This is a genomic window from Antrihabitans stalagmiti (genome assembly GCF_016482825.1).
GTDB classification, from domain to species: domain Bacteria; phylum Actinomycetota; class Actinomycetes; order Mycobacteriales; family Mycobacteriaceae; genus Antrihabitans; species Antrihabitans stalagmiti.
This window is the reverse complement of sequence record NZ_JAEMNV010000007.1, coordinates 163903-188416: the sequence shown is the minus strand read 5'-3', so window position 1 is coordinate 188416 and position 24514 is coordinate 163903. Positions and strand designations below refer to the sequence as shown.

The window sequence follows — 24514 nt, the reverse complement described above, 5'->3', positions numbered from 1 at the left end:
GTGCTCACGAGCCGCTAGCCGCGTTACCGCACCCGGCAGGCCGCCTCGATGGCGACGACGAAAAGCAGTGCGATCTCGTCGATGAATTCGTCTCGGGGGAGGTCGATCGAACCGGCGAGCCACTGGGCTGCGGTGTCGGTCAGCCCGCCGACGATGATCGACGCGGCAATCTTCACCCGCGTGTGGCCGCGATCGTCGAGCGTTCCGAGAAGCGAAAAAGCTTGATTGGCAGCATATTCGGCGAATCTGCGAACGGAATCGGCTTTGTGTTTTGCCGCCGACTCGGTGGCGACCGACTCGGCGAAGACACGCGCTTTGCGTGGGTCGGTCGCGAAGAAGTCGACGAACACCTCCATCGCTGCGCGTGCGCGTAGGTGCAGGTCGGGCGGTTGACTTTCCGCTGCTGCCCGCGCCCGACCGAAGTACTGCTCGAATACCTCGTCGAACAATGCGTTGACGAGTTCGTCGCGATTGTCGAACTGTTCGTAGAAGTAGCGCTGTGTGAGGCCTGCACGTTCGCACACCGCGGTCATCGTCAGTTTGGCGAGCCCGCTGTCACCGACGACGTCGAAGGCAGCGTCGATGAGGTCCGCGCGGCGCTGTGCGACGCGGTCGTGGGCGCTGACTCCTCGAAAGGGTCGTACGACGGTGGCCATGGAAACATCTTGACATATCGCTGTGTCAAGTTCACGATCTAAGTCAAGTTGACATGGCTCAGTGTCAACTAACGCGAAAAGTCGAGGTGAAGTCAATGGTGACCCCCTTTCTGACGTCAGGTCCTGCCCATGCACCGAAAGATTCGGGACTGCAATCGATATCGGGCAACAGCGGTCTCCCGCTGATCGGCGAATCGCTGGACATCTTTCACAGACCGCTCGAATGGGCGAACAGGCGCTACGAGCGTTATGGCCCGGTGTCGTGGACCAATGCCCTCGGCCGAGAGATGGTTGTGCTGCTCGGACCGGACGCGTGGGATGTTCCGATGGCAAATCGAAACAAGCAATTTGCCAGTGGACCTGCGTGGGACTACCTGATCGGTCCGTTCTTCCCTCGCGGCCTGATGTTGCTCGACGCCGACGAGCACCTGTTTCACAAGCGGATCATGATTCAGGCGTTCACGAAGACCCGCCTCGCCGGCTATCTGGACGCGATGAACCCGACGATCGACCAGGGTGTGTCCAGCTGGATCGAATCCGACACGTTCCAGTGCTACCCGGCGATAAAACAGGTCACCCTCGACATCGCGACACGAACATTTATGGGTGCCGCGCTCGGCCCGCAGGCCGACCGCATCAATCGAGCCTTCATCGACTGCGTCCGAGCGGGAACGGCATACGTGCGTTTTCCAGTGCCTGGCCTGCGATGGTCTCGCGGCCTTCGGGCGAGGAAAGTGCTCGAAGAAATGCTGCGAGCGCAACTGCCCGCAAAGCGGCGTGGTTCGGGCGACGACCTGTTCACGGCGCTGTGTCACGCGGAAAGCGAAGACGGGCACAGCTTTACCGACGACGACGTCATCAATCACATGATCTTCCTGCTTATGGCGGCGCACGACACGACGACGATCACCATGACCGCGATGATGGACTATCTCGCCAGAAGTCCTGAATGGCAGTCGCGTTGCCGTGCGGAGAGCGTGGCGCTCGGATCTTCGTCGGTCGATTTCGCGAGTCAGGAACAACTGACGTCGCTCGATCTGGTGATGAAGGAGTCGCTCCGAATGTTGACGCCGCTGCCGCAGATGCCGCGCGCCGCGCTCGCCGACACCGAGGTGCTCGGACATTTCATCCCAGCCGGAACGCAGGTGATGGTCAACCCTCAGTTCATCCACTACATGCCCGAATATTGGCCGGACCCATACCGTTTCGATCCCGGTCGCTTCTCGCCCGAGCGACGCGAAGACAAAATCCACAAACATGCGTGGGTGCCGTTCGGGGCAGGCGTGCACAAATGCATCGGCCAGTACTTCGGCGGCATGCAGGTGAAAGCCGTTATGCATCAGGTCCTTCGACAGTTCGAATGGTCGTCGGAACCCGGCTACAAAACGCCGTGGGATCGAACTTCGCTGCCGAGTCCCAAGGACGGCTTGCGGGTGAAGCTCACACGGCTGGCCACCTGACGGCAGAGTTGAATTTGTCACAGTAGCCGATACTCGCGGTACTGGGTATGCGAGAATTCTGCAGCCCGGAACGACCGAGATGCGAGGAGCGGTTCTGTGAGTGCGGTAGCCACGTTGGACAAGGCGGCACGCAATGCGTGGTCGTTGTTCGTCGGCGACGGCGTCGAGCCCTACAGCGCGACGCCGTCGACGGTGATCTGGGACGAGCCACATCGTGAACTACGTCGGTACGACACCGACGCGCCGCGAGGGTCGGCAGTGCTGCTGGTTCCGCCGCTGGCGGCGCCGGCCACGTGCTTCGACCTGCGACCGGGCCAGAGTGTCGTGCAACATCTGCAGAGTTCCGGCCGGACCCCCTATGTCATCGACTACGGCACGATCACCTGGGAAGACCGCACCCTCGGTTTCGAGGAGTGGATCGACGACATCATCCCGAACGCGATCCGCAAAGTGTCCGAAGACAACGGTGGCGAGCCGGTCGACGTCGTCGCGTGGTGCCTCGGCGGGACGATGACGCTGCTGAGCGCGGCGGCTCACGACGACCTCCCCATCCGCTCGATCGTCACGGTCGCGACGCCACTCGACTACAGCAAGTTGCCCTCGGTCGCGGCGTATCGAGTGTTGAGCCGCGTCACAGGCGGTATCGAAGGCACCATGTTCAACCGTCTCTTCGGCGGCATTCCGGCGCCGGTTGTGCAGGCCAGCTTCCGAGCGACCGCACTCGAGCGCGAGATCAAACGTCCGTGGTTCATCGCACGCAATCTCCACGACACCGAGGCGATGGCTCGTATGGAGTCCATCGAGCGGTTCATGGGTCAGATGCCCGGCTATCCGGGCAGGCTCTACGGCCAGCTGTGGGGACGCATCATGCTCGCCAACGATCTCGCGAAGGGCCGTCTCCAACTCGGTGACAGGACAATCGAATTCGCGAATGTCACCGTCCCCGTGCTTGCACTGGCCGGTACCACCGACGCCATCACGACGCAGGCCTCCGCGCGGCATGCGCTCGACATCTTGACGGGCGCGCCGTCGGTACAGTTCGAAGCCGTACCCGGTAGTCACCTCGGTGTTCTTGCCGGTCCAGGTGCGAAAGACACAACCTGGCCGCATATCGATCGGTTCCTCGCGGCCTAGAACCGAGGTCGAGGAGCCACCACATGAATGTGGAAGGAGGTAACCGCACTCCTTCCACTTTCAACTTATATCGCACCCGGGGGCTTGCCGCAAGACCCCGGTCACCCCTCAGACTTACCCGCCGTAAGCACTGTCTACGGAAATGGGGAGCCGCGAATGCAGGTGTCTTTTTCGAGCAACGAGCCACGTGACGCCGTTTCGAGCGTGTTCGATCTACCCGACCACCTCGGAAAGGCCGATCCGACACTGATCGCCGCCGACGAGCGGCATTTCGCGGCAATCGAGAACAGCCTGAGTCGGTCGATCGCGGACCTGACTCGGCGTTTGGAGATCGAACGAAAAGCACCGGGCGGCGTCGGTCAGGCGGCGATGGACCGAGACATGCAGGTGCACAGGTTGACCGGTCAGCTGCGTGCACTGCGGCGCTACGGATTGGATCTGTGTCTCGGGCGCATCGTCGGCGTGGGGGAGTCGGACGAGCCTGTGTACATCGGACGCCTCGGTCTACTCGATGCTGCAGGCAATCAGCTCCTCGTGGATTGGCGTTCCCCGGCAGCTGAGCCGTTCTTCGGTGCGACACATGCTAATCCGATGGGTCTGATCAGTCGCCGACGGTATCGCTGGTCTCGCGGGAAGATCACCGACTACTGGGACGAGGTGTTCGCAGAAGAGTTCTCGGACGGGTTCGAGAACTACGCCGCACTCGACGACCAGTCCGCCTTCATCGCCAGCCTCGGCAGCAACCGGTCACCCAAGATGCGCGACGTGCTCGGCACCATTCAGGCCGACCAGGACGCAATCATTCGCGCCGGATCGCGCGGTGCCCTCGTCGTCGACGGCGGACCCGGTACGGGTAAAAGTGTTGTCGCACTGCATCGCTCGGCCTATCTGCTCTATTCGGACCCTCGGCTCGGCCACCACCGCGGTGCGGTGTTGTTCGTCGGACCCCACGAGCCGTATCTGGCGTACGTCGCCGACGTGCTGCCCAGCCTCGGGGAGGAGGGCATGCAGACCTGCACACTGCGCGACCTCGTCGCAGAGGGCGCGGCCGCGACAGTCGACGTCGATCCCGATGTGGCGCGGCTCAAGTCGTCGGTGCGGATGGTCGAGGCGATCGAGACCGCGGTGAAGTTCTACGAACAGCCACCGACGAAAGGAATGACCGTCGCGACCGATTGGACCGAGCACCGGCTCACTCCGGCGGACTGGGTGGAAGCGTTCGAAGCGCCGGATCCCGGCACGCCGCACAACGAGGCGCGCGAACAGATCTGGGAGCTGCTGCTCACGATCCTGATGGACTCCTACGACGGCGACACGCCGGCCGAACAGGTCCGGAAGGCGTTGCGGCACAACGACGAACTACGGACGACACTCGACAACGCGTGGACCTTGATCGAAGCGGCCGACCTCGTCGCGGACCTGTGGTCGGTGCCTGCCTATCTCCGGAAATGCGCGCCGTGGCTCACAGCGGACGAGATTCGACAGCTACAGCGAAGCGATGCAAAAAATTGGACGGTGTCGGACCTTCCGCTGCTCGACGCCGCTCGACAGCGCCTCGGCGACCCTGATGCCGCACTGCAACAGCGTCGGCGGTCTGCCTTTCTCGCTGCCGAACGTGAGCGCAGGGCGATCGTGATCGACGACCTGATCGACGCCGACGACGGTGAGGGTCTGGTTCAGATGTTTCGTGGTGGGCACCTGCACGGTGTTCTTGCCGAAGGCAACACGCTGCCGCCCGCCGAACCGGATCTGCTGGCCGGACCGTTCGAGCACATCGTCGTCGACGAAGCTCAGGAGCTCACCGACGCGCAGTGGCAGATGTTGTTGCAGCGCTGCCCGTCGAAGAGCTTCACCATCGTCGGGGACCGAGCGCAGGCGAGGCACGGCTTCACGGAGACGTGGCAGGAGCGGCTCGGGCGAGTCGGGCTCGACCGGATCACGGTGGCGTCACTGAGCATCAACTATCGGACGCCGGAAGAGATCATGATCGAAGCAGAACCTGTCATCCGGGCCGTACTTCCCGACGCCAACGTGCCGACGTCGATTCGGAGCAGTGGCATTGCGGTGCGGTACGGATCCACAGCGGAACTGGACGCGACAGTCGACAACTGGCTCGCTGCCAATGCGGACGGGATCGCCTGTGTGATCAGCACAGACATCAGGGCGTCGGCCCATCAGTCGCCGCGCGTTCGGGCACTCACACCCGAGCTGTCGAAGGGACTCGAATTCGATCTGGTTGTTCTGATCGACCCGGAGTCGTTCGGAGCGGGCATCGAGGGAGCCGTCGACCACTATGTCGCAATGACACGAGCGACACAGCAACTGGTCGTGCTGACGAGCTGAGTCAGCTCTTCTTGTTGTAGAGCCGCATGGTGACCGTGCCGAAGACGAGGACGAAGAACGCACTCCAGCCGAACACCGCGGCCATATCGCGAATTTCCGTCGTTCCCTGCATCAGCCCGCGCGTCGCAGTGACGAGATGGCTGATGGGGTTGACCTTTACAAATGCCTGCAGCCAGCCCGGCATGGTCACCGGGTCGACGAAGATGTTGCTCGCGAAGGTCAGCGGGAACAGGATGAACATGCTGACCCCCATCACCGCCTGCTCGGTCCGGAGGAACATCGCGAACATCGTCCAGATCCAGGAGATGCTGAACGAGAACATCAACAGCAGGCCGGCGGCTGCGAGAACACCCAACACTCCGCCCTGCGGACGGAAGCCGATGATCAGGCCGAGGACGAGCGAAACCGTGATGGCGATGATGTAGCGCACGACATCGCCGAACAGCGCTCCCACCAGCGGGGACGGGCGCCAGATCGGCAGCGAACGGAACCGATCGAAGACACCTTTCTCGATGTCTTTGTTGATGGTCAGCCCGGTGTACATCGTGATCATGACGATGGTCTGCACAAGGATCCCGGGCAGCAGATATTGGATGTATGCGTTGGTCGATCCCGCGAGTGCGCCGCCGAAGAGATAGGTGAACATCAGCGTGAACATGATCGGAAACATCGTCACGTCGAAGAGTTGCTCGGGGACGTGTTTGATCTTGAGCAATGCCCGCCATGCGAACGACAGCGATGTGGACAGTGGTCCGGGTGCAGGTGGACGTGGCCCCGATTGCAGGACATCGGCAACGGTGAGGGCAGGAGCCGACGGTGACGAAGGCGAGGCGCCCGCGGATTTGGTGGCGGTCATCGCGCCGTCTCCTTCAGGTCGTCGAGCTCGGGTTCGGGATCGGCGTGTTTACCGGTCAGGGCGAGGAACACCTCGTCGAGACTCGGCTGGCCGAGTGCGAACGTCGTGACAGCGATGCCCGCCTCGTGGAGTGCCGGAAGTGCGGTCGCGACGACGAGCGGATCGTCGACTCGCGCGGTGAGAGCGGCGGGATCGGATTCTTCGACAACGTCGACGCCGAGCAGATTTCGCAGCAGGTGTGCGGCGTCGCCGCGCCGAGCATTGTCGGCAACCCTGACATGCAGCGCGCTCGCACCGACCGACGCTTTGAGTTCGCCCGTTGTGCCTTCGGCGATGACTTTGCCTCGGTCGATCACCGCGACGCGATCGGCGAGTTGGTCGGCTTCGTCGAGGTACTGCGTGGTGAGCAAGACGGTCGTTCCGCCTGCAACGAGAGCCCGAATGATTTCCCAGACCTGATTTCGGCTGCGGGGATCGAGCCCGGTGGTCGGCTCGTCGAGGAAGATCAGTTCCGGGGTGACGATGATGCTCGCCGCGATATCCATGCGGCGGCGCATGCCACCCGAGAAGGTCTTGACCTGGCGGGGTCCGGCTTCGACGAGATCGAACGCCGTGAGCAGCTGCTCTGCGCGTGCGCGGGCCGCCGGGAACGAGTAGCCGTAGAGCCGGGAGAGCAGAACCAAATTTTCCGTACCCGACAGATCTTCGTCGAGTGATGCGAATTGTCCGGTGAGAGCAACCTTTCCGCGGACCTCTTCCGCTTCGGTCGCCACGTCGTGGCCGAGCACCGTCGCGCGGCCGCCGTCGATCGCGAGCAAAGTCGCAAGCATGCGGATCGTGGTCGTCTTACCCGCACCGTTCGGCCCGAGAACCCCGTAGACCCCGCCGCGTTGCACGGCGAGGTCGACACCGTCGACCGCTGTGTTGGATCCGAAGCGTTTGATCAACCCTTCGGTTTCGATCGCGAGACTGCTCATGGTCGTCCGCCCCTCTCGTGTGCCAGGTCCCTAGCCTCTCACTCGCCACCGACAGAAAATAGGACAAATGAGAACTTGTTGACATCGTATACATTTGCCGTGCGTCCACGCCACGGAGTCTTCAGAAACCGCCCGACCGCAGCGCGATCGACCGGATCGCCGAGTCCATCTGGGCGTACGCTCCCGCGGCAAGGCGTTCCAACAGCGCCAACTTCAGTTCCGGTGCCGACGCCGTCAGATCGGCGAAGCGTTCGGCAGGCAGGACCGCAAGCTGAACCGCGGAGTCGGCCCGAACGTCGTACAGGTAGGGCTCCCCGACCAACAGTGCCATCTCACCGAACGACATGCCGGGGGACAGCGTCGCGACCCGCCTGGTCCTGCCTTGTGCATCGGTCAGAGTGGAACTGATCTGGCCTTCGAGGAGGAAGTGAATTCCGCTGGCCTGCTCACCTCGCCGGACGACGACCTCACCTCGCGCGAACGTGCGCCGTTCGATCTCCAAGGCGAATCGTTCGAACTGCTCGGAGGTCAGCGTCGCAAGCAGTGGGTGTCGCGCTAGGTCGACCTTCTTCGGTTGGCGATCCACGAAGCAATATCTGTCGAGCACGACGTCTTCGCACCACTGCGCTGCGGCGTCGATATCGACGAATACGCGACCGTCCGGATCGTCGATCAGCACGCTCGACGTCGTTCGCCCGAGCAACCCGTCGGGATCGACTAGCGCGGTTCGACAGCCGCGATCGGTCAGCGCTGCCTGCATGTCGGCGATCATTCGGTTGGCGACGGCGCTGACGTCGTCGACGCGGCGAATGTCGATGACAACAGCATCGAGGTCGTCGCCGTGATCGGTGATCTCACGGACCGCGGTTTCGGCGCCCGCGAACAACAGGTCGCCGTGCAACTCGTAGATGCGTGCGCGGTTGCCGAACTGCGAGAGGGTGGTCCGTTCGGTGTCGGTGCGGCGTAGCCGCGACGGCGCCTCGGCGATCGTGTATTGCGACCGAATCGCGGATCGTGCGGCACGCGTGACGTGCATGAAGTGCAGTTCCAGTCGCTTGGACAGCTCGCTGCACGCCTGCACGCCCCGCACGCTGTTGCCATGTGCATCGAGTCGCGGCGAGTACACCGCGATCCCGATCTGGCCGGGCAGCACGGCAAGCACACCACCGCCGACGCCGCTCTTGGCAGGCAGGCCCACGCGCGCGACCCAATCGCCCGCCGCGTCGTACATCCCGCAGGTCGTCATCACGCTGAGCACCCGTTCGATCTGCTCGGTTGCCAGGGCGCGCTCGTGGGTCACCGGATTGATTCCGTTGTTCGCCATGGTCGCCGCCATCAGTGCCAGGTCGCGACAGGTGACGTCGATCGAGCACTGGCGGAAGTACAGATCGACGGCGTCGTCGGGGTTGCCCGTGACGATGCCGAACGACCGCAGCATGTGCCCGATGGCGCGATTTCGGTGTCCGGTCTTCGCTTCGGAGAGGTAGACGGCGTCGTTCATCGTCAGTTCGCGCCCGGCGTAACGCGAATAACATCTTCTGATTCGTTCGAATCTTTCCGCGACATCGGCGCCGTGAATCAGGGCGGCCGAGGTGATGGCTCCGGCGTTGATCATGGGGTTGCGTGGACGCTCGGTGACCGGGTCGAGACTGATCTCGTTGAACGGTTCGCCGGACGGTTCGACGTCGACTTTCGCGGCTACCGCGGCTGGTCCGTTGTCGGCGAGGGCAAGGCCGTAGGTGAACGGTTTGGAGATCGATTGAATCGTGAATTCGGTTCGTGCAGAACCTGATTCGTAGACGTAGCCATCGGTGGTTGCGATGCAGAGCGCGAACTCGTCCGCGGGCACCGACGCCAGTTCCGGGATGTAGTCGGCGACCGCTCCGTCGCGGTTCTCTCGGCACAGCGCGGCGACCTCGGCGACGATGTCGTCGACTACATTCGGCATGGTCGAACCTTAGGCGAAGCTGCCTATGAGCCTTCTCACTATTGTCCGGCATAATGGGTGGACGCGCTCGTCGAGCGCATCGGGTACACATGAGGCTCCGTAGACTTGGTACGTAGTCAAGGTGCGTCCGGAGGGAGCAGTTCGTTGGGTGTTCTTGCCCGGGTCGACCAGCCCGCAGATTTGCGTGGGCTCACACGAGATGAGCTGACCGAGCTTGCCTCGGAGATCCGCGATTTCTTGGTCCAGAAGGTCTCCGCGACCGGCGGCCACCTCGGTCCGAACCTCGGCGTCGTCGAACTGACTCTTGCGATCCACCGGGTTTTCGAATCTCCCGAGGACGCATTGATCTTCGACACCGGGCATCAGGCGTACGTCCACAAGATCCTGACCGGTCGCAAGGACAAGTTCGACTCGCTGCGTACACGCGGCGGACTGTCCGGCTATCCGAGCAGAGCCGAGAGCAGCCACGACTGGGTGGAGTCGTCGCACGCCTCGGCATCGTTGTCCTACGCGGACGGACTCGCGAAGGCCTTTCAGCTGCTCGGCCAGGACCGCCACGTCGTCGCGGTCGTCGGCGACGGCGCGTTGACCGGTGGCATGTGTTGGGAGGCTCTCAACAACATCGCCGCAGGCAAGGATCGGTCGGTGGTGATCGTCGTCAACGACAACGGACGGTCCTACGCTCCGACGATCGGTGGCCTCGCCGACCGACTTGCCGCACTTCGGCTCCAACCCGAGTACGAGCGCATTCTCGACGGTGGTCGCCGCTTCCTGCAGCGAATTCCGTGGGTCGGCGTCTCGACCTACTCGGTGCTGCACGGCATCAAAGTCGGCCTCAAGGACGCGATGAGCCCTCAGGTGCTCTTCACCGATCTGGGCATCAAGTACCTCGGACCGGTCGACGGTCACGACGAGGCCGCGCTCGAAGCCGCATTGCGACGAGCGAAAGACTTCGGCGGACCCGTGATCGTCCACACGGTCACACGTAAGGGCATGGGCTACCCGCCCGCGGAGAATCACGAAGCCGACCAGATGCACGCCTGTGGTGTCATCGATCCGCTGACGGGCATCGCGACGAGTACGGCTGCGCCGGACTGGACGTCGGTGTTCTCTGCCGAACTGATCGAGCAGGCGCAGCGCCGTAAAGACATCGTCGCCATCACTGCCGCGATGGCAGGCCCGACCGGACTCGCAGCGTTCGGCAATCGTTTCCCGGACCGCTTCTTCGACGTCGGTATCGCCGAACAGCAGGCTGTCGCCTCGGCTGCCGGACTCGCGCTCGGCGGCATGCATCCCGTCGTTGCGATCTACTCGACCTTCCTCAATCGTGCCTTCGACCAGTTGCTGATGGACGTCGCGCTGCTCAAGTTGCCGGTGACGCTCGTACTCGACCGAGCCGGTGTGACTGGTCCCGACGGCGCGAGCCACAACGGCGTCTGGGATCTGTCGCTGCTCGGAATCGTGCCCGGTATGCGCGTTGCGGCTCCACGCGATGCGGTCACGCTGCGCGAAGAACTTGCCGAGGCGCTGGCCGTCAACGACGGACCGACGGCGATTCGCTTCCCGAAGGGCGCGGTGGTCGAGAGCATCGAGGCCATCGACCGGATCGACGGCGTCGACGTGCTGCGCATGCCGGAGGGCTCGACAGGTGACGTCCTCATCGTCGCTGTCGGACCTTTCGCCTCGCTTGCCTGCGAGACTGCGGATCGGCTCGCCGAACAGGGTGTCTCGGTCGCGGTCGTCGATCCGCGGTGGGTGCTTCCGATTCCTGAGGCGATCGTCAAGCTGGCCGAAGACTTCGGACTGGTCGTGACCCTGGAAGACAGCGGTGTCCATGGCGGCATCGGGTCCACGGTCTCGGCCGTCATGCGTGCCGCGGGCGTGGACGTCCCGTGCCGGGATCTCGGTGTGCCGCAGCGCTTCCTCGACCACGCCTCGCGTGCTCAAGTGCTCGCCGAACTGGGCCTGTCTGTCGACGACATCGTTCGCCGTATCGCCGGTTTCGCAGCAGGGGCCTGACCCAGGCGAAGCCTCAGGCTTCGATCGGCCCCGGTTCGGTCTCCGTTGGCGTCTCGGTAGGTGCTGCCGCTGCTTCGGCCAACGCGGCGGCGAGCACGGGCACGGCCAGTTCACGCTGCCATCCTCTCGCGCCGCCTGCTGCGAGGAAGTCGTCGACAGCGGTTTCGAGATCGTCTGTCGACGGTGCGATCCCGTCCCAGCACAGGCGACGCAGCAGGTCGGGGAGCAGCAGATTTTCCACCGGGACGGCAACGCTTTCGCTGACCTTCGACATCGCTGCGCGTGCCGCGGTGAGCCGCGCGGCTGCCTCGGGGTTGCGGCGTGCCCATCGGTTGATCGGCGGCGGACCGGTGAACGGTTGACTCGTCGGCGGCAATTGGCTCTCGGGGAGCGCGCGTGCCGCGCGGACGGCGTCGAGCCACAAGCGCGAGGATTTGCGCTGTCGCGGCCCACCGAAGATGGGGAGTCGACGGAGATCTTCGATCGACGTCGGGTCGGCGATGGCAGCGGAGATGATCGCCGCATCGGGCAGTACCCGGCCTGGCGCGACATCGCGGGACGCTGCGTATTCGTCGCGCGCCTGCCACAGCGACCTGACCGTGGCCAGTTGGCGCGCCTTTTTCAGCGTGTGAATCTGTGAGGTCCGGCGCCAGCGGTCCGGTTTCGGCGTCGGCGGACCCTGGGTCCGGACATGTTCGAACTCTTGCGCCGCCCAGTCCGTCTTACCTTGTGCCGCAAGCTCTTCGGCCATCTTGTCCCGCAGCTCGAGCAGTACCTCGACATCGAGAGCCGCGTAGTTCAGCCATTCCGGCGGGAGGGGTCGGGTCGACCAGTCCGCTGCGCCGTGGCCTTTACGCAACTCGAGGCCGAGGGTCCGCTCGACGATTGCCGCAAGTCCGACGCGTTCGAAACCGGCCAGACGCCCCGCCAGTTCGGTGTCGAACAGTCGCGCCGGGCGCAGGCCGAGTTCGGCGAGGCCGGGCAGATCCTGGTCGGCCGAATGCAGGACCCATTCGAGCTCGTTGATCGCCTCGGCGAGGGGTTCCAGATCGTTCGCGGTCGGAATGGGGTCGACGAGGATGGTGCCGACCCCTGCTCGCCGCAGCTGAATCAGATACGCGCGACTGGAGTAGCGGAAGCCGGAGGCACGCTCTGCGTCCACGGCGAGGGGCCCGGTACCGGTCGCGAGACGCTGTGCTGCAGCGGCGATCTCGTCGGCTGTCGTGAGCACGGCGGGAACGCCGTCGGCGGGCACCAGCAGTGGCACCGAAGCCGGCGTATCGGGCTCGCCGTCGAGCGTGCTGCTGGTGTCTGACATAGACGTGAACCTTACGTTGCCCCGCGGTCGGGCCGAAGCCCCCTCGGGTTCCGACGAACCCGTGCATCTAGAACGTGTTCTAGTTACGATGGCGGACATGGTGAACCTCGCGACGATCGCACCCGTCGGTACCGTCCCAACGGGCTCGATGATCGAGCTGCCCGGCAGGGGCAGTACCTACCTGATCGACTCCGACGACAGCGCGAGCGACCGACCGACGATGATCCTGCTGCATTCGCTGACGTGCACCGGCATCCTCACGTGGTACCCGGTATTCGAGCGGCTTTCGCGCAAAGGTCGCGTCGTCGTGTTCGATCAGCGCTGGCACGGCCGAGGCATTCGTTCGCCGCGTTTCGCACTGGCGGACTGCGCCGACGACGTGGCCGCGGTTGCCGACTATCTCGACGTGGATCGCTTTGTCGCCGTTGGCTATTCGATGGGGTCGCTGATAGGTCAGCTGGTGTGGAAACAACATCGCGATCGACTTGCCGGACTGGTGCTGTGCGCAGCTGCGTCGAGTTTCCGTGGCGTCCGGCGGGAGCGGATCTTCATGGACGCCTTCGGTCGGGCTGTCGGTGCGTTGAACCTGGGCGCAGGTGCGCTTCCCGGCGTGGACGGTGGGGCGCTGCTCACCGATCGAAAATGGGCACTCGAGCAATTCCGGCAGACTCGCTACGGTGCCATGGCGGCTGCGACCGCAGCGATCGGCAAGTTCGATTCGAGTGCGTGGGTCGGCGATATCGATGTGCCGACCTCGGTCGTCGTGACCGCTCGCGATCGTGCGATCAAACCGGAGCGGCAGCGGTGGCTGGCGCGGCAGATCGCCGGTGCGTCCTCCTACGAAGTCGATTGCGGCCACGCCTCGTGTGTCATGGAGGCGGAGGTGTTCAGTTCTGGGCTGATGCCGGCTTGCGCTTCCGTGCTTTCGCGCGCGCGGCTTTGACAAGTTCGTCGAGAGCTTCGGGGAAGGCATCGGCGAGCGACCAGAGATTGGGCGCGAGTTCGGAGCACGCGATGAGACCGACGTTGAGGTGCTTCTCCAGCGACAGCACCGTGATGGTCAGACCCGCGCCGTGGAAGACGGGCCCGAGCGGGTACATGCCGGTGACGCGGGCGCCGAGGAAGTACAGCGGGACCGGCGGTCCGGGGACGTTGGACACGACGAGGTTGTGGATCACCGGATGTCGGTCGGCTAGCCGCAGCTTGGCGTAGAGCCGCATCGCGACGCCGAAGGTCGCCGGGCCCGCGAACTGCGTCCAGTCCTGCAGCATGTTGGCGTCGAGTGCTTCCTGGTGCAGCTTCGATACCACGTTGGCCTCGGCGATGGCTTGCAGCCGCTCGACCGGATCGTCGATGTCGGTCCGCAATTGGGAGAACATGCTCGACACCTTGTTGGTGCCCGGCCGGTTCGACTTGGCGTGGACCGAGACGGGTACGACGGCGACGAGTGAGGAGTCGGGCAGTTCGCCGCGGTCCTCGAGGTACATCCGCAATGCGCTCGCGACGAGTGTCAGCACGACGTCGTTGACCTTTGCGCCGAAGGTGTTCTTGACGAGTTTGACCTTCGCGAGATCGAGTTGCGAGTAGGCGATGCTGCGGTGGCCCGTGATGGTTCCGTTGAACGAGGTGCGCGGGGCCGTGAACGGCGCCGGCATTGCTTCGCCGCGGCGGGCGCGCGAAATCCATTGCGGCACAGTCAAAGCGGTCGGTAGTACCTTCAAGAATTTGATCGGACGCGACGCGTAGGCGAACAGCCCCCCAACCGCGATCTCGGCCGAGCTTGCTCCGCCGATCGAGGCCGTGCCCGAGTCTGCCGGCGTCGGTGCGTCGGGTTCCAACCCGCACAGTTGCGACATCACGTTGGCGCCGGTGATGCCGTCGACACCTGCGTGGTGCATCTTCGACATGACGGCGATGCGACCGTCTTCCAGTCCCTCGATGATCCACATTTCCCACAGCGGTCGGCTGCGGTCGAGCGGTTGGCTCGCGATGTGACCACACAGTTCGGCGAGGGTTGCACGGTCTCCGGGCGCAGGAACGGCGACGCGATGGCAGTGCCGGTCGATATCGAAGTCGGTGTCGTCGACCCATACCGGGTGATCGAGGTTGAACGCCGAATCTTGGAGTTTCCTGCGAAATGTGGGGATCGTGCGCGCGCGAGCACCGAGTTCGTGCTTGAGTGCGTCGAAGGAATAGCCGTCCGGAATCGTCGACGGGTCGAGTTCGATCAATCCGCAGACGTGCAGTAACTGCGTCGACGTTTCCATGTAGAGGAAGCTGGCATCCAAGCCGCTGAGGCGTTCCATGCAGACATACTAGAACGTGTTCTAGTTTTGCGCTATCGAAACGGCAAAATGCGTGGTGAGACACCTGAAACGTCCCACAGAACCCGACGAAAAAGTTCGACTTCGGATTGTGTGTGTTTAGCGGTTGCAGCTACGGGTATTCGTTCTGCATGCCCCGCAGTACGGCAGGGGTTGCCACAAAGCGAGGAGGATTCACCAGTGAGTGCAATCGACAAGGCCAAGAATGCAGCCGAAGACGTTTCCGGCAAGGCGAAGGAAGCTTTCGGCAAGGTGACCGGTGACAAGAGCACCGAGCGTGAAGGCAAGACGGACCAGACCAAGTCCAGCCTCAAGGACGCCGGCGAAAACGTCAAAGACGCGTTCAAGAACTAAGACTTTCGAGTAGCGGACTCCGGCCGGAGCTCGACAAGCCGGAGGCGTTGCGCAGGAGCGGGCGGAGACGACGATGTCTTCGCCCGCTTTTTCGTGCGGCTACGCCGCTCGTGAGTCCTTTCGGTGGGCCCGCCCTCCGAAAAGACTCACGAGGCCGTCAGGCCCTCAGTTCCGTAATTCCCGCAGGTGGCAGGCCCGCCGCATAGGCGAGGACCTCGCCGAATGCCTCGACATGACTCGCAAGTTCGACCGTGGTCGGCGTCCAGGACGCGCGAAGTTCCAGTTGATGCGCCCGCGGCGGACCCGCGATATCGCCGTAGCGGACCGAACTCGTCGCGGTCACCGTCCCGCCGAGCGCGTTCAGTGGTTCGTTTCGTGCTTCCAGCGCGTCGACGAGCCAACTCCAGGCCACTTCCGGCAGCAGCGGATCGCCTGCGAGTGAGGCATCGACGTCGGCCTGAATGTAGGCGACCAACCGCAGCGTGCCGTTCCAGGCTTCGTCGCCGTTGGGGTCGTACAGCAGAATCAGGCGGCCGAACGCGTCGCCCTCCGACTGCTCGGGGACGACCTCTGTCTCGACGTGTTTGACCTCTGCGCCGATCGCGTAGGAGAACGGCGCAAGGCGCTGCGGCGGGCGAATCGGGCCCAATTCGATGCCGGGGTGGACGGTCGCAGCACCCATCGCATCGACTGCGGCACGAAAAGGTGCCGGTTCAGCGGCGGATCCGGACGTCGTCACAAAGTCGCACGGTAGACCCGCACGCCAGCCCGCGCATGGAGGCGCGCCGAGTCATGAGAGCATGACGGTGATGAGCGAGATGCAGATATGAGCCCCGTTCAGCGCGGGCATACCGCTGGTTACCCCACACGTCGGCAGCTGACGGATTCGCCGTTTCTGGCAGCCGCGACGGGGCAAACTCCCAGCCACCGACCTGTCTGGTTCATGCGACAGGCCGGTCGATCGCTGCCGGAGTACCGCGCGATCCGGGCAGATGTGGGGATGTTGGAGTCGTGCTTCACCCCTGATCTGGTCTGCGAGATCACGATGCAGCCGATCCGTCGGCACCGCGTCGACGCCGCGATCCTCTTCTCCGACATCGTCGTGCCGCTGAAAGCCGCGGGTATCGACCTCGACATCGTCGCAGGTGTCGGTCCTGTCGTCGCGAATCCGATCCGATCGAAGGCCGACGTCGCTGCCTTGCCTACGCTGGACCCGAGCGAGGTCGGTGCGATAGCCGAAGCCATCGCGCTTCTCACCACCGAACTGGACGACACCGCGCTGATCGGTTTTGCCGGCGCACCGTTCACGTTGGCGTCCTACCTCATCGAGGGTGGTCCGAGTCGCAATCTGGAGCGCACCAAGGCGCTGATGCACAGCGATCCCGAAACCTGGAATGCGCTGCTTGGTCGACTTGCGGATATCACCATCACGTTCTTGCAGACGCAGGTGAACGCCGGCGTCGACGCGATCCAACTCTTCGACTCGTGGGCGGGCACGCTGTCACTCGCCAACTACCGCGAGTTCGTCCTGCCGCACAGTGAACGCGTCTTCGCCGAGTTGGCTGCCTCGGGAGTTCCGAAGATCCACTTCGGTGTCGGAACCGGAGAGTTGCTCGGATCGATGGGTGAGGCGGGCGCCGACGTCGTCGGTGTCGATTGGCGGATTCCGCTTCCGGATGCGGCGCGACGTGTCGGACCGGGGAAAGCTCTGCAGGGCAACCTCGATTCGGCCGTGCTGTTCGCGGGCGCCGAGTCGATCGAAAACGAGGTGCGCCGGATCGTCGCCGAGGGAGACGAAGCGATGACCCTCGGCGCAACCGGGCACATCTTCAATCTCGGGCATGGGGTGCTCCCGAAGACCGATCCCGGGGTGATCACGGCGACGGTGGAGTTGGTGCACTCGTTGTGACGTCCGTTGCCGTCGTCGGGGCCGGCATCTCCGGTCTGGTCGCGGCGTATCGGCTGCGGCAGGCATTGGGCCCCGCCGCGACCATCACCCTTGTCGAGGCAGCGGAGCGAATCGGCGGAAAACTCCGGACCGTGCCACTCGCCGACGGCGTCATCGACATCGGCGCCGAGGCGTTCGTCGGCCGCCGACCCGAGGTTCCAGCCCTGCTCGCGGAGCTCGGCATCGCTGATCAACTCGTCCATCCCGCCGGACTCCGACCGCTCGTCTGGGCAGGCGGTGCCCTGCACCCGCTGCCGACCGAGACGTTGATGGGAATTCCTTCCGGCCGCGCCGCGGTCGAAGGACTTGTCGACGACGCGACGCTGGCGAGGATCGACGCCGAACCCGCGACGCCGTTGCGTTGGGACCGCGCCAGCGATATCGACGTCGGGTCTCTCGTCGCCGAGCGGTTCGGCGAGCAGGTCGTGCGACGATCCGTCGATCCGCTGCTTGGCGGCGTGTACTCGGGACTGTCGTCGTCGATCGGCGTGCGGGCAGCGCTGCCTACCTTGGCTGCAGCTCTCGATTCGGGCGCGAGCAGCCTCACCGAAGCGGTCCGGTTGGCGCTGCCGCCGCCGTTGGCCGGTCCGGTGTTCGGTGGGATCCGCGACGGCTATGCGGTGCTGCTCGACGCGTTGCTCGCTGCCGCCGATCCGGTACTCGAACTCGGCATGACCGTGCGCTCGATCGAACGGATCGGGACAAGCTGGCAGCTCGAGCCGCTGGGTAGCTTCGACGGGGTCGTCCTTGCCCTGCCTGCGCAGACGATCGGACGGTTGCTCGCGGTCGTCGCACCTGCTGCGGCGTCCGCTGCGGCTGCGATACCGCTGGCGTCGTCGGCGCTCGTAGCGCTGGCACTGCCTGCAGGCGCCGACCTTCCGCAGCATTCCGGCGTACTTGTTGCGACCGGAGAAAGTCTGCGCGCCAAGGCTTTCACGTTCTCCAGCCGGAAATGGCCGCACCTCGCCGAACGTGGCGTCGCACTCGTGCGGGCATCCTTCGGCCGCTACGGCGATTCGGTCGCCGATACCGGCGATGCCGACCTGATTGCAGCAGCGACCGAAGATCTGGCGACCGTCACAGGCGTGTCGGTGACTCCTACCGACGCGGTTGTCCAGCATTGGTCCGGTGGTCTTCCGCAGTATCTGCCCGGCCATCTCGATCGGGTCGACGAGATCGAGTCGGGCCTTGCCGACCTCGCTGGACTGGAAGTCGCTGGCGCGTTCCTGCGTGGGGTCGGCGTGCCTGCCTGCATCTCGGCGGGGTCCGCCGCTGCGGCACGCCTGCTGGCTGCTGTGCACTAGCCGTCATGGCACGATGGTGTGCGTGGCACGCCTAGATTTTCAGACACTCAATTCGACGATCCGATACCTGATGTTCTCCGTCTTTGCTGTCCAGCCGGGTCAACTCGGCGACGACAGAGAAGCGGCGATCAAGGATGCGCAGGTCTTCTTCGAAGGCCTCGCCGATAAAGGCGTCGTGCTCCGCGGTATCTACGACGTCGCAGGTCTGCGCGCCGATGCCGACTTCATGCTGTGGACGCACGCGGAAAACATCGAAGAGTTGCAGGCCGCGTACGCCGATTTCCGGCGGACGACCGTGCTCGGCAAGGCGAGTGCTCCGATCTGGAGCAACGTCGCACTGCACCGGCCCGCGGAGTTCAACAAGAGCCACCTTCCCGCGTTTCTCACGGGGGAGGAGCCGGGTAAATACATCTGCGTCTACCCGTTCGTCCGGTCCTACGAGTGGTATTTGCTGCCCGACGACGAGCGTCGCAAGATGCTCGCCGATCACGGCAAGGCCGCGCGTGCCTACGCCGACGTTCGCGCGAACACGGTGAGTTCCTTCGCGCTCGGCGATTACGAATGGATTCTTGCTTTCGAGGCACCCGAACTGCACCGAATCGTCGATCTGATGCGTGAACTTCGGGCGACCGAGGCGAGATTGCATGTGCGCGAAGAGATTCCGTTCTACACCGGCCCTCGCGTCGAGATCGACAAACTTATTGCGGCACTGCCCTGATCCGATTCGCTGTGGCTGTTACCGCGGTAGCCGAGTAGGTCGGCGACCATCGACTTCAGGCTGCTCAGCTGCAGGTCGCGGTCGTAGCCGAGTTCGCTCAGCCGGCTGTAGAGGCCGTCGACGAGGACGAGAACCCACCCGGCGAGTAGGTGCGGAGACGCTGTCGGTTCGACCTGGCCTGCGCGTTCGGCGTTCTCGATCAGTGTTGCAATCCCGTCGCGCGTCAGCTTCTCGGTGCCGGTGACCAGCTCTGCGAACTCGGGATCCTGGTGGCAGCGCTCGACGACGGCCGCCATCAGTCCCGCAATGATCGGTAGCCGCGCCTGCTCGGCACAGTGGTCGATCCACTCGATCACGCAACCGTACGGGTCGTCGGATTGTGCTGCCGCGGTGAAGAATTCGTCGAGGTCGGAGCGGTCCTGCTCGAAAATTGCGTTGAAGACCGCCTGCTTGTTCGGGAAGTAGTGAAACAGGCTGCCCGAACTGATGCCCGCCGTCGAGCAGATCTTCGCGGTCGTCGTCTTCGCAAATCCTTTGTCCGCGAAGCACTCCGCCGCGGCATCGAGGATGTGCAGGCGTCGTTTCGCATGTTGTTGTGGGTCAACGGTTCTCATCGGTTCTCCCCGCCACGGTGCTCCCTGCCACGGTGCTTTCCTCGGCGGCGATGTCGCGCTTTCGCTGCGCTGCTCGCTGCCGACGACCGACCTCGTTCGCGGCGATACCGATCGCGATCAGAACCGGGATCCAGTACTTCGCCGATGCTGCGATGGCTCCGACCCAGCCTGGCAGCGAGATGTCCGGCAGGTCGACGCTCGGCAGGGGAATGGTCGGCAGGTTCAGGTCGGGTAGATCGGGCTTGGGAATGTTCAGGTCCGGCAACAGGCGCAGCAGCAGATTCAGACCGAGGACCCCGGCGATGATCTCGATTGCCGCGATCCCGATGTGTCTGGCGGCGTAGACCTTCGGTCGGCGTTGTTTCAGCGCCGCGAGCCTCGCCTTCCTCGACCCGGTCGGGGGGTCGAACTCGATGTCACGTTCGGTGTCCTCGGGGGAACCGTCGAGCCGTAGTACAGCCTTCGATATCCGCGTACCCCAGCTGACGTCGACCGTGACCCGCGCAGCATCGAGATCGAACGTCACGGCACCGAAGGTTGGGATCCGACGCGTGTCGACGACGGTGTCGTCACGGAGTAGTTCGATCGACTTGTCGGCAGCTGGTCTGACGGCAACCGGGTGTCCTCGAACGCGCAAAGTCCACGTCTGATCCATAATCCCAATACTAGACCGCGTGCTCGGTTTATAGAAGATGTGAGGCGTTCGAAGCACGACGGCGCATGGTTGGTCAGTATGGGGTCGACCAAATGAAACCGCGTGGATGGAAGATTCACCGTTCCCGGCGGATCACTCGATCACACGGACCAGAGCGGACAGAATGCGGCCGAAGAACTCGTATTCGGTTGCGACTTCGATGACGGCGCCGTCGATCACGGTGTCGCGTCGGACTCGACGACTGCGACGAACGCTCACGGCCATAGAGCCGACGACGAGCAGCGACGCCGCAACGATCAGAACAACGAGCAGCAGCGGGTCCATGGATCCTCCTCTGATGTGGCAGCCGTGGGGCTGTCATCCGAGGGTCCCTCGACCCGCCCTGTCGCGATAGAAACCCAACGTGTCGAAACTTTCCCTCGACGGAGTGCAGGGTTTGTGCATCGGCCCGCAGTGGCGCCCGGCTACTCGGCGGGCTTCAACGTCAGCGAGATGGAGTTGATGCAGTACCGCTGATCGGTCGGGGTGTCGTACCCCTCGCCTTCGAAGACGTGGCCGAGGTGGCTGTGACAATTCGCGCACACCACCTCGACGCGCTTCATGCCTAGGCTGCGGTCGGTCTTCAGGATGACGGCGTCGGAGTCTTTCGGATCGAAGAACGACGGCCAACCGCAGTGGGACTCGAACTTCTCCGAACTACGGAAGAGTTCGGCGCCACATGCACGGCAGGCGTACACACCTTCGGTTTTGGTGTCGGTGTACTCGCCGGTGAACGGCCGCTCGGTACCCGCGAGTCGCAGGACCTTGAACTCCTCTGGAGAGAGCTTGACGCGCCATTCGTCGTCGGACAGCTGAACGGGGGGCTTGGATTCGATGGAACTCATGCCTCCACGCTAATAGGTTTCAGCGTGTGGTTGGGGCCGGCGATTCTGACAACTCTGTGACGGCGGTGTCGCCCGAGGTGGGAGCGGTCCCGGACGTGCTCCCGTCAGCGGGTGTCGATGCCGATTTGTCGATGACCGCACCCGGCAGCAGGTAGGACGGATCGATGCCCTTGTCGAGCCTGCCCTGCCGCCGCGCAGCGAGGTAGCGATCGGCGAGCACGGCGAAGATAACGAGCAGGAGCAGGCTCCAGCCCAGCGTGGTCTTCATGTATTCGGCGAGGCGACCGACATCGGGGAACCGCGTCGACAGCCAACTGTCGTAGTACATGAACCCGTAGATCGCCAACCACGCCGGCCAGTTCCGCAGTACCGAATTCTTGAGCACGACCGTCATCAGGAGCGGGAACAGCATCATCGAGTAGTACATCTGGCCGAGCGAACCGAGCAGCCACGACGCGGTGAGAATCACGCCCGACGACGTTGCGACGAAGAACAGTTCGTCGTTGCGGTAGTAGCGGTAGAGCAGCCACAGCGAGATCAACACCATGGCCACGAACAGCAACCGGATTCCCCAGGTCAGCCATGGCGCCAGACCGTAGTACTCGGCGTTTCCGACGATGGCACTGTTGAAGTAGTCGCGCGATTCGCCGAGGTAAGGCACCGTCTCGGTGACGAATGCCATCGGGTCCTTGGACAACGGCCAGGCAATTGCAGTGAGTGCCAGTGGCACGCCGATGGCGGTGACGAACACCTTCCATTGCCCCCGGACCAACGCGATCAGCAGTAACGGCGCGAGTATCGGTTTGACCGCGATCGTCAATCCGAGAGCGGCACCCGCCCACAGGTCGCGCCGCTTCAGCAACAGCATGATGAAGACGATTTCGCCGAGCAGCACACAACCGTTGACGTTGGTGAAGACCAACGTGTTGGTCACGGTTTCGGACGAGAACATCGCAAGAAGCAGGATCGGGGCGGCAACCGATTTCAGTCCGTAGCCGAAGAGCTTCAGCAACAGGTAACCCGCAAGAACGATGGCGAGTGCGTTGACCGCAATGAACAGCCACCGAGCCTTCTCCGGGTCGAGCACGGCCATCGGCGCGATCAGCAGAGTGCCGCTCGGTGCGTACAGATAGTGCGGATCGACCGAATCGAAGTTCGCGTAGTAGACCTCTCGATGATTGAGAAAGTCGAGCGCAGCCTGATAGACGGGCTTGAAATCGTCGGTGATGTAGCCGTTGATCGCCTTGATGAACACTCGATGCAACATCGTCATGATGGCGAGCGGCCACGCGACGTAGCAGATCACCTCGGTCGTCGTACGCCCGGTGCGAGGTTCGAGTTGTCTAAGGAACACTGGGGCACGGTACACCGAATGCGCACTCGGTTGTCCTATAGACACCCCGTTCGGGGTGGTTGCAGAAGTGCCTCAGGCGGGGCACACGGTCCCGTTCGGCGGCAGTTTGCCGTCGTTGACGTAGGCGACGACGCTGTCCTGAGCGCACCCGGAATGAGCGGTAACAGGGTGCCCCCAGCCTTGCCAGCTGAGTGCGGACACCTGACCGCCCGCGTTGCCGATGGCACCGGTCACCGAGCTGACACCCGAGTTGCCGGTGACCGGATCGGCGGCGCCGCTGAGCACCAGCACCGGGATCTTCAAGTCGGACGGCGCCGGGGGCGCTTGGGCTACCGGCCATGCCGAGCACGCGAGCATCGTCAGCGCGGCCTCGGGGCCGAAGATCGGGAACTTCTCTCCCCACTCCTTCTGCAACTCACGCACACGCTGCGGAGGCGGCCACTGCTGGCCGTCGCTGCATCGGTTGATGAACTGACCGTCACCCTCGGTCAACGCTTCCTCGCGGGCGATGAGCGATTGCAATGCGGTCACCTCACCCGCTGCGGCTGAGGCGAGGGTGTCGGCGAGTACGGTCACCCGGCTCGGCTGATCGCCGCGCGGCGAACCGAGGAAGCCGGAAATCGCGGTCAGCAGCGCATTGGACGAAATCGAGCCGAGCTGGCCGGCACGGGCTCGATTCACCAGGTCTGTGATCGCTTTGCGGGGGTCGGGTCCGAGCGCACAGTTCAACCCCGTGCACCGAGTCGCAAACGCGGTGATCGCGGCTTCGGCACCTTGCAACCTATGGTCCGTCAGCTGTGTCGCGTCCAAGCCGAGCCCCTCGGGCGAGTCGAGGATCAACCTGCTCACGTGCTTCGGATACTTCGCCGCGTAACTCAGCGCGACCTTCGCGCCGTTGCCGGTTCCGAGCAGGGCCAGTGTGTCGACCTGCCACACCGAACGGAGTTCCTCGAGATCGTCGGCGGCGTGGATGGCGTCGAAAGCAAGTTCCTGTGGCTGCAGAAAGTCTTTGCACGCGATCGTCGCGTCCTGGCTGAGTTTTGCGACAGCGTCGGCGGCATCTTCACCCGCCAGGCTGAACTGGGCGAGATCGAGCAGTTGGCGTCGCTGTTCGGGAGCGATGCATTCGATCGGCTGCGAATTGCCGATGCCGCGCCGGTCGATGGCGACGATCGGACGCGACGCGAGCAGGCCTGCAGCCGGACCTATGGCGAGCGAGGCAAGCGTGCCGGACGACGCTCGATCCGCACCCGAGGTGAGTACGAGCGGTGCTGCGTCGACGGGAGTCTGCGGCAGCCGTGCCCGCAGCGCCCCGACCGTGAAGGTGCCGTACACATTGTTTCCGGACTTGTCGATGGCGGCCGAGAACTCCGCGCAGTCGAGCACGAGCCCGGCGGGTCCGGCGCCGAGGCCGAACACTTCGAGTAGGGCGCGAGTGCAATCCCGCCATTCGAGATCGGTTTTCGGCTTCTCCAACGCGGGCAGCGGGTTTTCCGGCGGCGGCGTCGACGTCGAGTTGTCGCCACCCGAACCCTGGCTGTCGCGTTCGGTCGCGACGACCGGACGATCGGACGGGCCGACGCCACAGGCGCAGCAGAGCGCGACAATCATCCCGAGGACGGCCGCCAAGCGTGTCGAGCGCATAGTG

22 protein-coding genes are annotated in these 24514 nt (G+C 64.0%); 9 read left to right on the top strand and 13 right to left on the bottom strand.

Annotated elements, in window-relative coordinates; translation table 11 throughout:
- Positions 1–23: 23 nt before the first annotated feature.
- On the bottom strand, positions 24–656 hold the full coding sequence (locus tag JGU71_RS21075; protein WP_199706264.1) for a TetR/AcrR family transcriptional regulator: 633 nt from the start codon (positions 654–656) through the stop codon (positions 24–26).
- A gap of 95 nt (positions 657–751) precedes the next feature.
- Here JGU71_RS21075 and JGU71_RS21070 point away from each other — a divergent pair, with 95 nt between their 5' ends.
- From JGU71_RS21070 to helR, 3 genes are all read left to right on the top strand, one after another.
- Positions 752–2116: a cytochrome P450 gene (locus JGU71_RS21070; RefSeq protein WP_199706263.1), complete on the top strand. Its 1365-nt coding sequence runs from the start codon at positions 752–754 to the stop codon at positions 2114–2116.
- 96 nt (positions 2117–2212) lie between these two features.
- Positions 2213–3250, top strand: coding sequence for an alpha/beta fold hydrolase (locus JGU71_RS21065; RefSeq protein WP_199706262.1), 1038 nt, complete (start codon positions 2213–2215; stop codon positions 3248–3250).
- A gap of 156 nt (positions 3251–3406) precedes the next feature.
- A complete protein-coding gene (helR, locus tag JGU71_RS21060; RefSeq protein ID WP_199706261.1) occupies positions 3407–5593 on the top strand; it encodes an RNA polymerase recycling motor ATPase HelR in 2187 nt (728 codons plus the stop codon).
- Position 5594: 1 nt separating this feature from the next.
- Here the strand turns inward: helR and JGU71_RS21055 are convergent, their stop codons facing one another.
- From JGU71_RS21055 to glsA, 3 genes are all read right to left on the bottom strand, one after another.
- A complete protein-coding gene (locus tag JGU71_RS21055) occupies positions 5595–6449 on the bottom strand; it encodes an ABC transporter permease (protein WP_199706260.1) in 855 nt (284 codons plus the stop codon).
- Positions 6446–7426 (bottom strand): ATP-binding cassette domain-containing protein, encoded by a 981-nt coding sequence (locus JGU71_RS21050; protein WP_199706259.1) that lies wholly within the window; start codon positions 7424–7426, stop codon positions 6446–6448. Before JGU71_RS21050 ends, JGU71_RS21055 begins: the two co-directional genes overlap by 4 nt.
- Positions 7427–7547: 121 nt before the next feature.
- Entirely contained in the window at positions 7548–9374 is a 1827-nt protein-coding gene (gene glsA, locus JGU71_RS21045; protein WP_199706258.1) for a glutaminase A, read from the bottom strand.
- A 144-nt stretch (positions 9375–9518) separates the two neighbouring features.
- On the opposite strand from glsA, the gene dxs reads away from it, so the two are divergent.
- Positions 9519–11393 carry a 1-deoxy-D-xylulose-5-phosphate synthase gene (gene dxs, locus JGU71_RS21040; RefSeq protein ID WP_199706257.1) on the top strand — a complete coding sequence of 625 codons (1875 nt, stop codon included), beginning with the start codon at positions 9519–9521 and terminating at the stop codon, positions 11391–11393.
- 13 nt (positions 11394–11406) lie between these two features.
- On the opposite strand, the gene JGU71_RS21035 is transcribed toward dxs, so the two are convergent.
- Positions 11407–12711 (bottom strand): ribonuclease D, encoded by a 1305-nt coding sequence (locus tag JGU71_RS21035; RefSeq protein ID WP_199706256.1) that lies wholly within the window; start codon positions 12709–12711, stop codon positions 11407–11409.
- Between the two features lie 97 nt (positions 12712–12808).
- Between JGU71_RS21035 and JGU71_RS21030 the strand changes: the two genes are divergently transcribed.
- Complete coding sequence (locus JGU71_RS21030) at positions 12809–13654, top strand: alpha/beta fold hydrolase (RefSeq protein WP_199706255.1); 846 nt, start codon at positions 12809–12811, stop codon at positions 13652–13654.
- On the opposite strand, the gene JGU71_RS21025 is transcribed toward JGU71_RS21030, so the two are convergent.
- Complete coding sequence (locus tag JGU71_RS21025) at positions 13599–15017, bottom strand: WS/DGAT/MGAT family O-acyltransferase (RefSeq protein ID WP_199706254.1); 1419 nt, start codon at positions 15015–15017, stop codon at positions 13599–13601. The two genes, JGU71_RS21030 and JGU71_RS21025, sit on opposite strands and share 56 nt — an antisense overlap.
- Before the next feature lie 198 nt (positions 15018–15215).
- Between JGU71_RS21025 and JGU71_RS21020 the strand changes: the two genes are divergently transcribed.
- The gene (locus JGU71_RS21020) at positions 15216–15389 is read left to right on the top strand and encodes a CsbD family protein (protein ID WP_199706253.1); all 174 of its coding nucleotides are present in this window, start codon (positions 15216–15218) and stop codon (positions 15387–15389) included.
- Between the two features lie 157 nt (positions 15390–15546).
- Here the strand turns inward: JGU71_RS21020 and JGU71_RS21015 are convergent, their stop codons facing one another.
- On the bottom strand, positions 15547–16128 hold the full coding sequence (locus JGU71_RS21015; protein WP_199706252.1) for a DUF3000 domain-containing protein: 582 nt from the start codon (positions 16126–16128) through the stop codon (positions 15547–15549).
- An 87-nt stretch (positions 16129–16215) separates the two neighbouring features.
- Here JGU71_RS21015 and hemE point away from each other — a divergent pair, with 87 nt between their 5' ends.
- From hemE to hemQ, 3 genes are read left to right on the top strand one after another with little or no spacing between them, the layout of a single operon-like run.
- A complete protein-coding gene (hemE, locus tag JGU71_RS21010) occupies positions 16216–17298 on the top strand; it encodes a uroporphyrinogen decarboxylase (RefSeq protein WP_199706251.1) in 1083 nt (360 codons plus the stop codon).
- Positions 17295–18641, top strand: a complete 1347-nt coding sequence (locus JGU71_RS21005) for a protoporphyrinogen oxidase (RefSeq protein WP_199706250.1) — start codon at positions 17295–17297, stop codon at positions 18639–18641. The genes hemE and JGU71_RS21005 overlap by 4 nt, the downstream gene beginning before the upstream one ends.
- Before the next feature lie 22 nt (positions 18642–18663).
- Complete coding sequence (hemQ, locus tag JGU71_RS21000) at positions 18664–19359, top strand: hydrogen peroxide-dependent heme synthase (protein WP_199706249.1); 696 nt, start codon at positions 18664–18666, stop codon at positions 19357–19359.
- Here the strand turns inward: hemQ and JGU71_RS20995 are convergent.
- The 6 genes from JGU71_RS20995 to JGU71_RS20970 form a co-directional block, all read right to left on the bottom strand.
- On the bottom strand, positions 19308–19973 hold the full coding sequence (locus JGU71_RS20995; RefSeq protein WP_199706248.1) for a TetR/AcrR family transcriptional regulator: 666 nt from the start codon (positions 19971–19973) through the stop codon (positions 19308–19310). The two genes, hemQ and JGU71_RS20995, sit on opposite strands and share 52 nt — an antisense overlap.
- Complete coding sequence (locus JGU71_RS20990; RefSeq protein WP_199706247.1) at positions 19960–20628, bottom strand: hypothetical protein; 669 nt, start codon at positions 20626–20628, stop codon at positions 19960–19962. Before JGU71_RS20990 ends, JGU71_RS20995 begins: the two co-directional genes overlap by 14 nt.
- A gap of 132 nt (positions 20629–20760) precedes the next feature.
- Complete coding sequence (locus JGU71_RS20985) at positions 20761–20952, bottom strand: hypothetical protein (RefSeq protein ID WP_199706246.1); 192 nt, start codon at positions 20950–20952, stop codon at positions 20761–20763.
- A 140-nt stretch (positions 20953–21092) separates the two neighbouring features.
- Complete coding sequence (gene msrB / locus JGU71_RS20980; protein ID WP_199706245.1) at positions 21093–21512, bottom strand: peptide-methionine (R)-S-oxide reductase MsrB; 420 nt, start codon at positions 21510–21512, stop codon at positions 21093–21095.
- Between the two features lie 19 nt (positions 21513–21531).
- Positions 21532–22866, bottom strand: coding sequence for a glycosyltransferase family 87 protein (locus tag JGU71_RS20975; RefSeq protein WP_199706244.1), 1335 nt, complete (start codon positions 22864–22866; stop codon positions 21532–21534).
- 72 nt (positions 22867–22938) lie between these two features.
- Positions 22939–24510 (bottom strand): alpha/beta hydrolase, encoded by a 1572-nt coding sequence (locus tag JGU71_RS20970; protein WP_199706243.1) that lies wholly within the window; start codon positions 24508–24510, stop codon positions 22939–22941.
- Positions 24511–24514 lie beyond the last annotated feature (4 nt).